Genomic DNA, 13,250 nt, shown 5'->3' on the forward strand with positions numbered 1-13,250 from the left:
GAACGACGCCACACCCGTCTGCATGAGCAACCTCTCCCTAACGCGCCGCCAGACCCTCGCCGGTCTCACCGCCACCACCGCCCTGACGCTGGGCGGATGCACTACGCGCGGGTCCGGCCCGGCATTGCGCGACATGACGATCGCACCCGACCAGTGGCTCGACGATGTCGCCTACGGGATGCTCAAGTACGAGCCGGAGAGGGCCACCAGTCTCGGCGTCGACACCGGCAAATACGCGGCATGGCGCGGAATGCTCGAAGACCAGTCTCCCGAAGGTCAGCGCGAATACGCCGCCTACCTGCGGTCGGTGGTAAACCAGATGGACGGGCTCGACGAAAGCGGCCTCACGCCGGATCAGCAGACCAGCTACCAAGTCGTCCGCAGCGCCTTCGCGACCGCAGTCGAAGGCTTCGACCTGCCCTACGGCGATGTCGCGGTCGGATCATGGCGTAACGCGCCCTATGTGGTCATCCAGAACGTCGGCACCTATCTCGACATGCCGCGCTTCATGGATTCCTCACACCCGGTCGAAGACGCGGCGGATGCCGACGCGTTCGTCTCCCGGATCGAGGCGATGCCGCAGGTGCTCGACGGCGAGCTCGAACGTATCCGGTCGGCCCGGGCGATGGGCGTGGTGCCGCCCGACTTCCTGCTAGACAAGGCGATCGCTCAGATGGAGCGGACCATCACGGACGCCGAAAAGGGCGAACCTTTTACCACCAGCCTGCAGGAGAAGCTGACGGAAGCGGGGCTGCCGACCGGCCGGGCCGGGCGGGTGAGCCTGCTGACCAGAGGCCCGGTCGCGGATGCGCTGAAGCGCCAGCTCGCCGAGCTGAAGGCGGAACGCGCGGTCGCGACGTCGGAGGCCGGCATGTGGGCGCGGCCGGGCGGCGAGGAATGGTATCGCTGGGCGCTGAAGGCCAGCACCACGACCGATCTCGGTCCCGATGAAATCCACGAGCAGGGACTGGAGGAACTGGATTCGCTGCATGCGCGGATGGACCCGATCCTGCGCGACATCGGCTACGATAGCGGCACCGTGGGCGAGCGGATGCAGGCGTTGAGTACTGACAAGCGATACCAGTTTGCGGAAGGCGATCCGGGCCGGGACGAGATCATGAGCTTCATCAAGGGCCGGATCGACTGGATCACCGCGCAGATGCCGCGCGCGTTCAACCAGTTGGTCGAACCCAACGTGGAAGTTCGTCGCCTGCCGCTCGCCGAAGAACCCGGTGCGCCCGGCGCCTATGGCGGCGCGGGCAGCAAGGACGGCTCGATCCCCGCGCGCATGTGGATCAACCTGCGCACGACCGATCTGCACCGAAAGTACGACCTTGCCGACCTCACCTACCACGAGAGCATTCCGGGCCACGCGTGGGAGGGCGAGTTCTCCAACCGTCTGCCGCTGATCCGCAGCATCCTGGCTTTCAACGCCTTCTCCGAAGGCTGGGCGCTTTATGCGGAGCAGCTGGCCGACGAGCTGGGCGCCTACGACGATTTTCAGGTCGGGCGCCTCGGCTACCTTCAGAGTCTCGCCTTCCGCGCCTGCCGCCTGGTGGTCGACACCGGGCTGCACCACAAGCGCTGGACGCGCGAACAGGGTCGCGCCTTTTTCGTCGAGCGCAACGGCAGCAAGGCGGAGGAAGTGGCGAGCGAGGTCGATCGCTATTGCAGCTGGCCGGGCCAGGCCTGCGGCTACAAGATCGGTCACTCGCAAATCGTCACGCAGCGCGCGCGGGCCAAGCGCGAGATGGGCAACGCCTACGACTTTAAGGGTTTCAACACTGCGGTAATCCTCGGCGGCAATTCGCCCCTCGACGTCATGGCGAAGACCGTGACACGCTACATCGACACCGCCGGATGATGCTGCGCGAAATGGTCTAGCGCGCGGCGGCGTCCGGCTCGGCCGCGCGCGGGACCAGCCGCACTTCGAACATTGTCGGCCACAGCTTGCCGGTGACGAACCAGCGATCCGCCTCCGGGTCGTGGGCGATGCCGTTCAGGACTCCGCCCGGATCGGCGGCGGCGACTTCGCTCACCAGCGGACTCATATCAACGATGCTGCGGATCGCTCCGCTCGCAGGATCGATGCCGACAATCGCCTGGCTGTACCACTGGTTCGCCCAGATCAGCCCGTCGATCGCCTCCAGCTCGTTGAGCCGGGGGACGGGTTTGCCATCGAGCGTACCGGTGATCTCGCGCTGCACCGCGTAGGTTTGCGGATCGAGAAAGCGCAAGGTCGCGCTGCCATCCGAGGCGACAAGCTGGTCGCCCAGCACTGTCAGACCCCAACCCTCGTAGGGGAACGGGTCGCTGCGAACCGGCTCCAGCCCTTCCAGCGACCAGCGGTGGATGACGCCATTGCGCCATGTCAGGCTGACGAGCTCATCACCCCACAGCGCCAGTCCTTCGCCGAACTGATCGGCGGGGATATCGCGCGCGGCGAGCACTTCGCCGGTGGTCGGATCGACCTTGCGGATTTGGGACTGCCCCACCTGCCCCGTGCTCTCGTACAGGTGCCCATCGTGCCACAGCAGACCTTGCGTGAACGCATCGGGATCGTGCGGATAGCGCGCGATAACCTCGACATCGTAGACGACGGGGCCAGTTTCGGCAGGGGCAGTAGTCCCAGCCTGAGGCGCGGACTGCGCTACGCCGATGGCAGGCGAAACGAGCGCAGCCAGAACGAGCGAGAATGACAGGAGCAGCTTGATCGGCATAGTTCCTCATCGAGCGCCATCGCGCCTGACCCTGCGCTGAAGCGCTCCGAGCCGTTTCGCATGGGCCGGACCCGAGGTCTATATCGCCTGTGCCGCCGAGGCTTCCGGTGGGCGGGCCTCTATGACCGGCGAATGATCCAGAGATCCTTGTGGGCACGGGAGCGCTGCAGCCTGCCCAGCGGCTTCGCATCGGCGGTAATGTCGACCTCGCGACCGTCTGCCGTTTCATCGAGCCAGAATACGAAGGCGCCGTCGTCCTTCTCGAAATCGAGAGTCTGGGCAGGTTGCAGGCCATCTGCATCGAAGCTGAGCTTGAAGCGCGTCAACGCGCATGTCCGTTACGCAGCATGATCCGTTCCCCGATGTCAGAATTACCGTCTGAATTCATGCGGGAAATACGCGCGCACTGCCGCGGAAGGGCCGAAATTAACCTTCGGTAATGTGTGGCTCTGAAACGGATGTCCCACACGGCCCGATATCCGGCGCGAGGCCCGAAATTATCAGGGCCCCGCTCCGGCTTTCACCGTGCGGGGCCCCTCCTCTCCAACCGGGAAGATCGTTGGCCTTATGCGTCCTGCGGCATCAACCGCGGCGCGGCGTCGCGCACGCCCTGATCGACATGCGCGGCGAAGGGCTCGAAATTGTCGACGAACAGCTGGACCAGCTTGTGCGCGGTCGCGTCATACTCCTGCTTATCGTCCCAGGTCGAGCGCGGATCGAGGATCGCGCTGTCGACGCCCGAAACGCTGACGGGAACTTCGAAACCGAAATTCTCGTCCGTACGGAATTCGGCGTCGTTCAGCGATCCATCCAGCGCCGCATTGAGCAGCGCGCGGGTCGCCTTGATCGGCATGCGGTGGCCGGTACCGTACTTGCCGCCGGTCCAGCCGGTGTTGACGAGCCAGCACTGCGCCCCGCCCTCGGCAATCCGCTTCTTCAGCAGGTTGCCGTACACGCTGGGGTGACGCGGCATGAAAGGCGCGCCGAAGCAGGTGCTGAAGGTCGCCTCGGGCTCGGTCACGCCGATCTCGGTGCCTGCAACCTTGGCGGTATAGCCCGAGAGGAAGTGATACATCGCCTGATCGGGCGTCAGCCGCGCGATCGGGGGCAGGACGCCAAAAGCATCGGCGGTCAGCATGATGACGGTGCTGGGCGGCGGGCCCATATTCTCGGCCGAGGTGTTCGGGATCGAACTGAGCGGATATGCGCCACGCGTATTCTCGGCGAGCGAATTGTCGTCGAGGTCGATCTCGCCGTTCTCGTCCATCACCACGTTTTCGAGGACCGTGCCCTCCATCTTCGTGGTGGCGTAGATTTCCGGCTCGGCCTCGGGGTTGAGGCGGATCATCTTCGCATAGCAGCCGCCTTCGAAATTGAAGACCGCCGTGTCCGACCAGCCATGCTCGTCATCGCCGATGAGCGTGCGGCTGGCATCGGCGGAAAGCGTCGTCTTCCCCGTGCCCGAAAGTCCGAAGAACACCGCGCTCTTGCCGTCGGGGCCGATATTGGCGCTGCAATGCATCGGCATCACGCCCTTGGGCGGCAGCAGGTAGTTGAGCACGCCGAAGACGCTCTTCTTCATCTCGCCGGCATATTTCGTGCCGCCGATGAGGATCAGCTTTTCTTCGAGGTTCACTGCAATCACCGTCTCGCTGCGGCAGCCGTGGCGTTCGGGGTCGGCCTTGAAGCTGGGCAGATCGATGATCGTGTATTCGGGGACGAAGCCGTTCAACTCGTCCTGCGTCGGACGCACCAGCAGCGTGCGGATGAACTGGTTATGCCACGCGAGTTCGTTGACGACGCGCACCTTCACCCGGTGCTCGGGCTGCGATCCGCCGAAGAGGTCCGCGACGTAGAGCGTATCCTTGCCCTTCACCGCCGCGAGGAAATCTTCCTTCAGCGCAGCAAAGTGCTCGGGCGTCATCGAGGCATTGTTGTCCCACCAGACCGTATCCTCGGTCTCGGCGTTGCGGACGATGAACTTGTCCTTCGCGCTGCGCCCGGTGTGCTTGCCGGTCTCGACCACCAGCGGCCCGTGCTTGGCGCGCTTGCCCTCGCCATTGTTCAGCGCTGCTTGAGTAAGCGAGGCGCTATCGAGATTGGCGTGGACGGTGGCATCGGTTTCGATGCCCTGGTCCGCCAGACTGTGGGACAAAGATACAGGCACTTTCGCCAATCTCCTGACTTCAAACGTGATGTTCTGAGCAAGCGTCCGGAGAACCGGATCGGACAAGAACCACACATACGTATACATGGCTTCTTGCGAGCAGCGCATAAGCGGGCCGACGCGCTCCGTCAAATTGGTGCGAGCCCCATGCAGCAAATGGTGCAACATCGGGCCGCGATGCGTTGTGAGTAGGCCACACACACGCTACTTTGATGGCGCAGCAACCGCTTGACCGTACTGGACCCCATGGAACCGACGACCGACACCAGCGAACCCCTTCCGCCCTCGCAGTCTCCGCTGCGCCGCACCGACCGGCGTGTGATCGCGCTGGTGGACGACGATCGCAACATCCTGACCACGGTTTCGATCGCATTGCAGGCCGAAGGGTTCGAGACGCGCGTCTATTCCGATGGCGAGACGGCGCTTCGCGCACTGACCGAGAATCCGCCCGACCTGGCCGTGTTCGACATCAAGATGCCGCGCATGGACGGGATGGAACTGCTCGCCAAGCTGCGCGAGCGTTCCCCCCTCCCCGTCATCTTCCTCACCAGCAAGGACGACGAACGAGATGAGGAAGCCGGGTTCGAAATGGGCGCGGACGATTATATCTCCAAGCCCTTCTCGCTCCGCCTGCTGGTTGCCCGCATTCGCGCGATCCTGCGCCGCAGGGGTGTCGAGGATGGCACTCCGGAAGAGCGCGAGGCGACCGAGGAGGCCGGCCCCTCGCGCGAAAGTTTCAGCCGCGGTCGGCTGACGATGGATCCGGCCCGGCATCAGGTTACGTGGGACGGCCGTGCCGTATCGCTGACCGTCACCGAATTCCTCCTGCTGGAGGCGCTCGCCCATCGCCCTGGCGTGATCAAGAGCCGCAACCAGCTGATGGATGCCGCCTATCCCGACGACGTCTTCGTCGACGATCGCACGGTCGACAGCCATATCAAGCGCATGCGGCGCAAGTTCCGCCAGGTGGATTCCAGCTTCGGTGCGATCGAGACCCTTTACGGCGCAGGCTACAGCTTCAGCGACGGCTGACGGATGGGAGGCTGACCATGGCAAGTGACAACCATGGCAGGTGAGCCGGGCCGCGTGCGGCGGATCGCCCGCCCATTGGAGCGGGTCGGCTTTCTCTCCCGCATCTCGCTCACCGCGCGCATTCTCGCGGTCAACATCCTGCCGCTTGCACTGCTCGGCGGTGGCATCGTCTATCTCGATTCCTACCGCGCGCAATTGCTCGACGAACGCTACAAGCTCGCCCGGATCGAAGCGCAGATCACCGCCGAGGCGCTCGCGGGCGCGACCCGCGCGCGGCAGGACGCCCTGCTGCTCCAGATCGGCAAGGAACAGGATATGCGGCTGCGCCTGTTCGATCCCGAAGGCCAGTTGATCGCGGACAGCTTTCAGCTGGGCGAGCCGACCTTCACCCTCGACGACCCGACCGACGATCCGTTCGAACTGCGCTTCGCCCGGTTCCTCGACCAGATCGTGGATACGGTGGTCAGCGCACAGCCCGTACCCCGCTATATCGAGCCGGAATCGAATATCGCCGATTCGTGGCCCGAGTTGCAGCGCGCACGCGAGCTGGGCATTTCGCAGATCGAGCTGCGTCAGGCAGCGGACCGCACCCCCGTCATCACCGCCGCCGCCCCGGTCGGCCTTCAAGGCGCCACGCTGCTGACTACGCGCAATGCGATCGACATCACCGAATCGGTCCGCAATGCGCGCTCCACGCTGGGCACCGGCGTGTTCTTCGCTCTCCTCGCCTCGATCATGCTGTCCCTGTTCCTTGCCCGCACGATCGTCTCGCCCCTTCAAACGCTTTCCAAGGCCGCCCAGCGCGTGCGACTTGGGCGCGAGCGCGAGGTGCAGGTGCCGCGCCTGCCCGATCGGCAGGACGAGATCGGCATGCTCGCCCGCGCGGTCGCCGACATGACCGACGCGCTGCGCCACCGGATCGACGCGGTCGAACATTTCGCCGCCGATGTCGCGCACGAGATCAAGAACCCGCTCGCATCCTTGCGCAGCGCGACCGAATCGCTCAGCCACGTGGACGATCCCGAACTGCGCGCCCAGCTGCTCGATATCGCGACCCACGACGTGCGTCGGATCGACCGGCTGGTGACCGAAATCTCCGACGCCAGCCGGATCGACGCGGAACTGTCGCGCGCGACCTTCGAACCGGTCGATCTGATCGCGCTGATCGCCAACATCATAGAGCGGCGCCGCAACCGCGGGATCGACCAGGGACGCTCGGTCGTCTTCGATCATGCAGCCAAGGCTGCCTGGACGATGGGCGTGCCCGAACGGCTGGAACGCGTGATCGACAATCTGCTGGATAATGCGGTGTCATTCTCGCCCGAGAAAGGCACGGTGCGGGTCACGATCGCGCATGATCGCGACGCACTCGTCACGATGGTGATGGACGAAGGCCCCGGCATCGCGCCCGATTCGCGCGACAAGGTTTTCGAGCGGTTCCATTCCGACCGGCCCGAGACCGAAGGGTTCGGCAACCACAGCGGCCTGGGTCTCGCCATCGGGCGCACCATTGCCGAGGCCCATGGCGGCATGCTCAGCGTCCACGACCGACCCGATGGCGGGGAAGGCGCTTGTCTCGTGCTCGATCTGCCCGCCCTGCGCGACGACAGTGCGAACGGTGTTTGAGCGCGTCTCGCCCAGCGGTTCGACCTTGCGTTTGGCACAGGTGATGGATCATGGCCTCAACACGTCTTCGAGATGGAGCGCATGGGATTGAGCACGCCGCAGAAAATCATGCTGGTCACCGGAATGTCGGGCGCGGGCAAGACAACCAGTCTGCGCGTGCTCGAAGACCTCGGGTGGGAAGCGGTCGACAACTTCCCCATCCGACTGCTGCGCCCGCTGGTGGAAGAGGTGCTGGCAGGCGACGAGCGCACGCCGCTGGCGATCGGCTTCGATTCCCGGACTCGCGGCTTCGACCCTTCCGCGATCGTCGCGATCGCCAAAGACCTCACCAAGCGCGACGATCTGGAGGTGACGACCCAGTTCATCGATTGCAACAACAGCGAGCTTGAGCGGCGCTATAACGAAACCCGGCGGCGCCATCCGCTGGCCAATGGCCGCACCGCGATCGACGGCATCCGCGCCGAACGCGATCTGCTCGAGCCGCTGCGGCGCTGGGCGGATATGCTGATCGATACCAGCGAGCTGGCGACCAACGAGTTGCAGCAGTTCGTCCGCCAGAATTTCGAGACCCAGAATGCGGGCGAACTGGCGATCACGGTTAGCAGTTTCGGGTTCGCGCGCGGGATGCCGCCGCTCGCCGATCTGGTGTTCGACATGCGGTTTCTCGACAATCCGCATTGGCATCCGGACTTGCGCGAACAGACCGGACTGGACGAACCCGTCGCCAGCTTCCTGCAGCAGACCGACGGTTTCGAGGAAACTTTCGGCCGCATCCGCGACCTCCTGATCGACCTGCTGCCGCGCTATCAGGCGCAGGGAAAGAGTTATGTCCACATTGCTTTCGGCTGCACCGGGGGGCGCCACCGCTCGGTCTACACGGCGCAAAGGATGGCCCAGGCCCTACGCGAAACGGGCTTTGCGCCCACCGTCACGCATCGCAACCTCGGCAGCCGCGCAGCCGATATGGTCGAGATGCAAACCGCCTGATCGGCGGTTGCCCCTTGTGTTGAGCGAAAGTCGATTTAGACACCTCGCCCATGATTGGCCTCATTCTGGTAACCCATGGGCAGCTCGCTCGTGAGTTCGTGTCCGCGATGGAACACGTCGTCGGCCCGCAGGAGTCGATCTCGTCCGTGTGCATCGGCCCGCAGGACGACGCCGAGGGCCGCCGCGAAGAAATCAGCCAGAAGATCGCCGAGGTCGACCAGGGCCATGGCGTCATCGTGCTGACCGACCTGTTTGGCGGCACCCCTTCCAATCTCGCGATCTCGCTGCTCGACGAAGGCCGGGTAGAGGTGATCGCAGGAATCAACCTGCCGATGCTGATCCGCCTGGCGCGGGCGCGCAAGGACATGGACGTAGCCGATGCGGTGCGCGCAGCGCGCGATGCAGGCCGCAACTACATCACCATCGCATCCGAATTCCTCGCCCGGCCGAGCGAAGAAATGAAGAGTGCGGGCGAATGAGCGGCGAGCGCAGGGCCATCACCATCGTCAACGAACGCGGCCTGCACGCCCGGGCCAGTGCCAAGCTGGTCGAACTGGCGAGCCGCTGGCCGGAGACGACCGAAATCCGGGTCGCCAAGGGCGAGCGCGTGGTGGATGGGCGCTCGATCCTCGACCTGATGATGCTCGGCGCGGCGCGCGGCGATGAAATCACCCTGATCGTCGAAGGCGAGGATGCGCCTGCCGCGATGGCCGAACTGGCGGAGCTGGTCGAAACCGGCTTCGGCGAAGAATAGGGCTGCGCCCGGTCCACCTGCCCCATGCCGCGCCGCTCCATCACCAGCTTTTCCAATCCCGCGATCAAGGCCTTGCGGAGCCTGCGCGAGAAGAAACACCGCCAGCGCGAACGCCGGTTCCTCGCCGAAGGGCTGCGCCTGCTGACCGATGCGCGCGAGAGCGGGCGCGTGCCCGAAACGCTCGTGATGGCGGAAAGGCGCGATCCGCATCCGCTGCTCGATGCGCTCGAGCGCGCGGTGGAGGAAACGGGCGGCGAAGTCATCGAGACGACGCCCGCGATCCTCAGCAAGATCACCGGCAAGGACAATCCGCAGGGCGTCGCGGGCGCTTTTGTCGAATGGGACACCGGGCTCGACGCGATCGACCGCAAGGCCGCGCCGATCTGGCTCGTCGCGCAGGCGCTACGCGACCCCGGCAACCTCGGCACCATGCTTCGCACGGGCGACGCGGTTGGCGCAGGCGGCCTGATCCTGATCGACGATTGCGCGGACCCCTTCGGTGTCGAGGCTGTCCGCGCGAGCATGGGCGCGATCTTCACCCAGCAGCTGGCCCGCACGCGGTGGAAGGATTTTGTGCCGTGGTTGCGCGCGCACGAAGGCGCGCAGCTGGTGGCGGCCTCGCTACGTGACGCCGTTCCCTATCGCGGCGCGCCCTATGCCGCCCCGTGCTTCGTTCTGGTAGGCAACGAGTCGCAAGGCCTCCCCCAAGCCTACGAGGACGCCTGCGACCTTCGCGTGACGATGCCGATGAAGGGCCGCGCGGACAGCCTCAACGCGGCGGTCGCCGCCGCGGTGCTTGCTTACGAGGTGCTCGCTTCGATCGAATAGGCGCCTCCGCAACACAGCCGGGGGCGTAGCACCACCGACCTGCTCAGGCCGCCAGATATTCGCCGGTGACGATGTAGTTCACACTATCTGCGATCTTCTTTGCATAATCGCCCACGCGTTCGAGCTGCTTGGAGATGAAGAGCAACTGCACCCCATCGGGAACGAAGGCTTCATCGTCGCGCATCGCGCGGGCAACAAGCTCGGTAAATTCGTCGAATTGTGCGTTCAGCTGGACGTCGCGATCACGCACGACGACCGCCAGCGCAGCCTCGCCCCGGTTGAAGCAGTCGACCGACTGCGCGAGCATCGACGATCCGAGCCGGCTCATCTCGCGCAGCTTCTGCATCAGCGGGGCCGAGGCCCGCAGATCGATCGTACCGGTTCGTTTTGCCATGTTCTTCGCGTGATCGCCAGAGCGTTCGAGCATCGCGCCGATCCGGATCGCCATCATCAGATAGCGCAGATCGTCGGCCACGGGCGCACGCAGCGCGATGCAGCGCGTCACTTTACGCTCCAGCTCGCTCTCGAGGGCATCGAGCCGCAGATCCTGCGCGATCAGTTCCTTCGCGCGGGCCTGGTCCGAACTGACGAGCGCATCCATCGATGCGTCGAGCGCATGCGTCGCGGCTTGCGACATCGCGTTGATGGCGATCGCGATTTCGGCGATCTCGTCGTCGAATGCGGTGACGGTGTGACCGCCCTTGATCCGGGTAACTTCCATCTTCGGAATGTGACAGATTCATTACAAAAAGGGAAGCGCTCGTTCGGCTATTTCCCCAAAATGCGACACTTTTGGAGCAATCCGTCTCGAAAATTCGTCATATTCCGGCCGGAAGATCGCGCAGTACGCACCGGCCGCGCCGGTCAATCCCCGGCGACAAAAGCCGTGATCTTCCACCTGCCATCTTGGCGGTTCGCCACGAGGCGGTAGTCGACGATGCTGCGCAGGGCATGCTCGGAGACATAGCCGGAGACGCCCTGCTGCGTGGTTACCGGCCAATAGCCGGTCTCATCGTCGTCGCCTTCGTCATAGCGGACCAGCGCCCAGTCCCAGCTTATCCGGCTCAGGATCTTCGCATCATGCGACGGCGATTGGCGTAGTGGCACGTCGACGCCCATCACGATCACCGTTTCGAACGGATCTTCGCCGATGGACTTGGGAAAGTACCATGGGAAGGCGATATAGCCCGCGTCCTCGGCATCGCCGTCGAGGTTCTCGTTGACGCCGCAGCCCAGGTTCACGGTGTCGGCAAGGTCGCTCCACCCCTGGTATTCGCCTGCGTCGAGCCGATCGCGCCACTCGACTACCCCCATCCCCCCGCCGAAATCGAGCGTCACGCTTTCATCGGCGAGCGCCAGCAAGGCATCGGCGTCGCGCAGTGTAATCGCGTCATCGAGCTGGCGTCTGAACTCGGCGTAGCCGGGCAAATCCTCGCATTCGTCGCGGGGAGCGAGCGGCCCGGCATCTGGTTGCGTGGCCGAAGTCGCGTTCGTACCGACAGGCGCGGCCACCAGACCCACCACCAGAGTGCCGAGTATCAACCTGCTGCGCATTCTCGCCTCCCTCCGGGGCGCGCGCCAGCTACTCAGCCACGTGGCGCGCATTCTCCAGTTTGTCGGGCGACCCTTCACTTTCGATAGCAGCAACGTCATCGGAGGTGTAGGTCGGCGTCTCCGCGATCTGCGGTATTTCCTCGATCTCGCGCTTGCCGATCTCGATGCCTTTTTCGGACAGGCGCCGCCCGGCGGACAGCACGTTGCGCTCGAAAGAACCGACGAACTTGTTGTAATTCTTGACCGCGCTTTCGAGCCCGCCGCCGACGCGCTTCATGTGCTCGGCCGCGATGGCGAGGCGGTCATACAATTCGCCCCCCGCCTTGCCGATCTCCATCGCTTCCTTGGCGATCGTGTCTTGCCGCCAGACCTGCGCCACGGTCCGCGCGATCGCCACGAGGTTCGTAGGAGTGGCGAGCAAGACCTTGTTGCGGAAGGCAAAATCCCACAACTCCGGATCGGCATCGAGCGCGGCGGCGACGAAATGCTCGCCTGGCACAAACATCACCACATAGTCGGGCGCGTCGTCGAACTGGCTCTGGTAGCTCTTCGAACCCAGCGTCTGGACATGGCCGCGCATCGACTTGGCATGCAGATCCAGATGGCGCTTGCGCTCATCTTCGTCCTCAGCCTCGAACGCAGCCTGATAGGCATTGAGCGAGACCTTGGCGTCGATCACAAGCTTCTTGGCGCCGGGCACGTTGACGATCGCGTCAGGCCGCAGCCTGCCCTCATCCGTCTCCAGCGACTGTTCGAGCATGAAGTCGGTGTGTTCGGAAAGGCCGCACTGTTCCAGCACATTCTGCAACGCCCGCTCGCCCCATCGCCCGCGGGCCTTGGGCGCGTTGGTCAGCGAATTGCCGAGCCGCTGCGCCTCGCGCCGGACCTCTTCCTGCCCCAGTCGCATCTGCTCGATTTGCGAGGCGAGCGAGGAAAAGGCGTTGGTCCGCTTTTCCTCGAGATCGGAAACCTGCTTCTCGTACTTCGCCAGCCGGTCGCCTACGGGCGCGAGCAGCGCGCGGATCTTCTCTTCGGACGATTTTTCGGAGTGGCCGAACCGCTCGTTCGCGCGCTCCAGAAAGGCCTCCTGCGCCTTGGTCAGCACCGCGGACCCGGTGTTCTGGAACTCCTTGAGCAATTCCTCGCGCGCCTCGACCAGCAGGCGCTTCTGTTCGTCGAAATTGGCGGTCTTTTCCTTGAGCGTCGCCAATTCGGAGGACAGCGCGCCATTGGCCCGCCGCAGCTCTTCCTGCACGGCTTCGTGCCGCGCGCGCGTTTCCTTCAGCTCGGCCTCCAGCGTATCGACCCGCGCCCCCTTCTCGCGCGCCGCCTCCAACTCGGCGTAAGCGCGCAGATACTTGGCATCGATCTCCTTCGCTTCGCGCTCGCTATCGGCCAGCCGGACCTTCAAATCCGCCGCCGGCCTTCCGCCGATGAACCAACCTACGCCCAGCCCGATGAGCAGCGCCACGACACCCAGAATTGCAAGTTCCATAAGTCGGAACATAGCTGGAACGGGTACGCGCGCCAAGTCGGCTCGGGAACTATCCCCCGCCCCTTCCGCTCCTTTAATGAAAAAGGA

At 64.6% G+C, this 13,250-nt stretch carries 13 protein-coding genes; 7 read left to right on the forward strand and 6 right to left on the reverse strand.

What is annotated here, in order from left to right:
• Positions 1–22 precede the first annotated feature (22 nt).
• Positions 23–1,864 carry a DUF885 domain-containing protein gene (locus AAG612_RS05005; protein ID WP_342507826.1) on the forward strand — a complete coding sequence of 614 codons (1,842 nt, stop codon included), beginning with the start codon at positions 23–25 and terminating at the stop codon, positions 1,862–1,864.
• A gap of 16 nt (positions 1,865–1,880) precedes the next feature.
• Here the strand turns inward: AAG612_RS05005 and AAG612_RS05010 are convergent, their stop codons facing one another.
• The 3 genes from AAG612_RS05010 to AAG612_RS05020 all read right to left on the reverse strand — a co-directional run bounded on the left by AAG612_RS05010 (position 1,881) and on the right by AAG612_RS05020 (position 4,887).
• Positions 1,881–2,720: a glutaminyl-peptide cyclotransferase gene (locus AAG612_RS05010; protein WP_342507828.1), complete on the reverse strand. Its 840-nt coding sequence runs from the start codon at positions 2,718–2,720 to the stop codon at positions 1,881–1,883.
• Between the two features lie 119 nt (positions 2,721–2,839).
• Positions 2,840–3,046: a hypothetical protein gene (locus AAG612_RS05015; protein WP_342507829.1), complete on the reverse strand. Its 207-nt coding sequence runs from the start codon at positions 3,044–3,046 to the stop codon at positions 2,840–2,842.
• Positions 3,047–3,285: 239 nt separating this feature from the next.
• Entirely contained in the window at positions 3,286–4,887 is a 1,602-nt protein-coding gene (locus AAG612_RS05020) for a phosphoenolpyruvate carboxykinase (RefSeq protein WP_342507831.1), read from the reverse strand.
• 246 nt (positions 4,888–5,133) lie between these two features.
• On the opposite strand from AAG612_RS05020, the gene AAG612_RS05025 reads away from it, so the two are divergent.
• From AAG612_RS05025 to AAG612_RS05050, 6 genes are all read left to right on the forward strand, one after another.
• A complete protein-coding gene (locus AAG612_RS05025) occupies positions 5,134–5,919 on the forward strand; it encodes a response regulator transcription factor (RefSeq protein ID WP_342507833.1) in 786 nt (261 codons plus the stop codon).
• A 33-nt stretch (positions 5,920–5,952) separates the two neighbouring features.
• Positions 5,953–7,545 carry a stimulus-sensing domain-containing protein gene (locus AAG612_RS05030; RefSeq protein WP_342508603.1) on the forward strand — a complete coding sequence of 531 codons (1,593 nt, stop codon included), beginning with the start codon at positions 5,953–5,955 and terminating at the stop codon, positions 7,543–7,545.
• Between the two features lie 81 nt (positions 7,546–7,626).
• Positions 7,627–8,532 carry an RNase adapter RapZ gene (gene rapZ / locus AAG612_RS05035; protein WP_342507835.1) on the forward strand — a complete coding sequence of 302 codons (906 nt, stop codon included), beginning with the start codon at positions 7,627–7,629 and terminating at the stop codon, positions 8,530–8,532.
• 50 nt (positions 8,533–8,582) lie between these two features.
• Complete coding sequence (locus tag AAG612_RS05040) at positions 8,583–9,011, forward strand: PTS sugar transporter subunit IIA (RefSeq protein WP_342507837.1); 429 nt, start codon at positions 8,583–8,585, stop codon at positions 9,009–9,011.
• Positions 9,008–9,286 carry an HPr family phosphocarrier protein gene (locus AAG612_RS05045; RefSeq protein ID WP_342507839.1) on the forward strand — a complete coding sequence of 93 codons (279 nt, stop codon included), beginning with the start codon at positions 9,008–9,010 and terminating at the stop codon, positions 9,284–9,286. The genes AAG612_RS05040 and AAG612_RS05045 overlap by 4 nt, the downstream gene beginning before the upstream one ends.
• 24 nt (positions 9,287–9,310) lie before the next feature.
• A complete protein-coding gene (locus AAG612_RS05050) occupies positions 9,311–10,114 on the forward strand; it encodes a TrmH family RNA methyltransferase (RefSeq protein ID WP_342507841.1) in 804 nt (267 codons plus the stop codon).
• A gap of 43 nt (positions 10,115–10,157) precedes the next feature.
• Here AAG612_RS05050 and phoU read toward each other — a convergent pair whose 3' ends face one another.
• The 3 genes from phoU to AAG612_RS05065 form a co-directional block, all read right to left on the reverse strand.
• Positions 10,158–10,835 carry a phosphate signaling complex protein PhoU gene (phoU, locus tag AAG612_RS05055; RefSeq protein WP_342507844.1) on the reverse strand — a complete coding sequence of 226 codons (678 nt, stop codon included), beginning with the start codon at positions 10,833–10,835 and terminating at the stop codon, positions 10,158–10,160.
• A 143-nt stretch (positions 10,836–10,978) separates the two neighbouring features.
• A complete protein-coding gene (locus AAG612_RS05060) occupies positions 10,979–11,668 on the reverse strand; it encodes a hypothetical protein (protein WP_342507846.1) in 690 nt (229 codons plus the stop codon).
• A 28-nt stretch (positions 11,669–11,696) separates the two neighbouring features.
• The gene (locus AAG612_RS05065; RefSeq protein ID WP_342507848.1) at positions 11,697–13,163 is read right to left on the reverse strand and encodes a DNA recombination protein RmuC; all 1,467 of its coding nucleotides are present in this window, start codon (positions 13,161–13,163) and stop codon (positions 11,697–11,699) included.
• Positions 13,164–13,250 lie beyond the last annotated feature (87 nt).

This window comes from Citromicrobium bathyomarinum (assembly GCF_038594605.1).
GTDB lineage: Bacteria > Pseudomonadota > Alphaproteobacteria > Sphingomonadales > Sphingomonadaceae > Alteriqipengyuania > Alteriqipengyuania bathyomarina_B.

What these genes read in the sequence shown, in the direction of transcription:
- AAG612_RS05030 (WP_342508603.1), top strand. Translation starts at nt 5,953, where the DNA reads ATGGCAGGTGAGCCGGGCCGCGTGCGGCGGATCGCCCGCCCATTGGAG.
- AAG612_RS05045 (WP_342507839.1), top strand. Translation starts at nt 9,008, where the DNA reads ATGAGCGGCGAGCGCAGGGCCATCACCATCGTCAACGAACGCGGCCTG.
- rapZ (WP_342507835.1), top strand. Translation starts at nt 7,627, where the DNA reads ATGGGATTGAGCACGCCGCAGAAAATCATGCTGGTCACCGGAATGTCG.
- AAG612_RS05005 (WP_342507826.1), top strand. Translation starts at nt 23, where the DNA reads ATGAGCAACCTCTCCCTAACGCGCCGCCAGACCCTCGCCGGTCTCACC.
- AAG612_RS05025 (WP_342507833.1), top strand. Translation starts at nt 5,134, where the DNA reads ATGGAACCGACGACCGACACCAGCGAACCCCTTCCGCCCTCGCAGTCT.
- phoU (WP_342507844.1), bottom strand. Translation starts at nt 10,835, where the DNA reads ATGGAAGTTACCCGGATCAAGGGCGGTCACACCGTCACCGCATTCGAC.
- AAG612_RS05050 (WP_342507841.1), top strand. Translation starts at nt 9,311, where the DNA reads ATGCCGCGCCGCTCCATCACCAGCTTTTCCAATCCCGCGATCAAGGCC.
- AAG612_RS05060 (WP_342507846.1), bottom strand. Translation starts at nt 11,668, where the DNA reads ATGCGCAGCAGGTTGATACTCGGCACTCTGGTGGTGGGTCTGGTGGCC.
- AAG612_RS05065 (WP_342507848.1), bottom strand. Translation starts at nt 13,163, where the DNA reads ATGGAACTTGCAATTCTGGGTGTCGTGGCGCTGCTCATCGGGCTGGGC.
- AAG612_RS05010 (WP_342507828.1), bottom strand. Translation starts at nt 2,720, where the DNA reads ATGCCGATCAAGCTGCTCCTGTCATTCTCGCTCGTTCTGGCTGCGCTC.
- AAG612_RS05040 (WP_342507837.1), top strand. Translation starts at nt 8,583, where the DNA reads ATGATTGGCCTCATTCTGGTAACCCATGGGCAGCTCGCTCGTGAGTTC.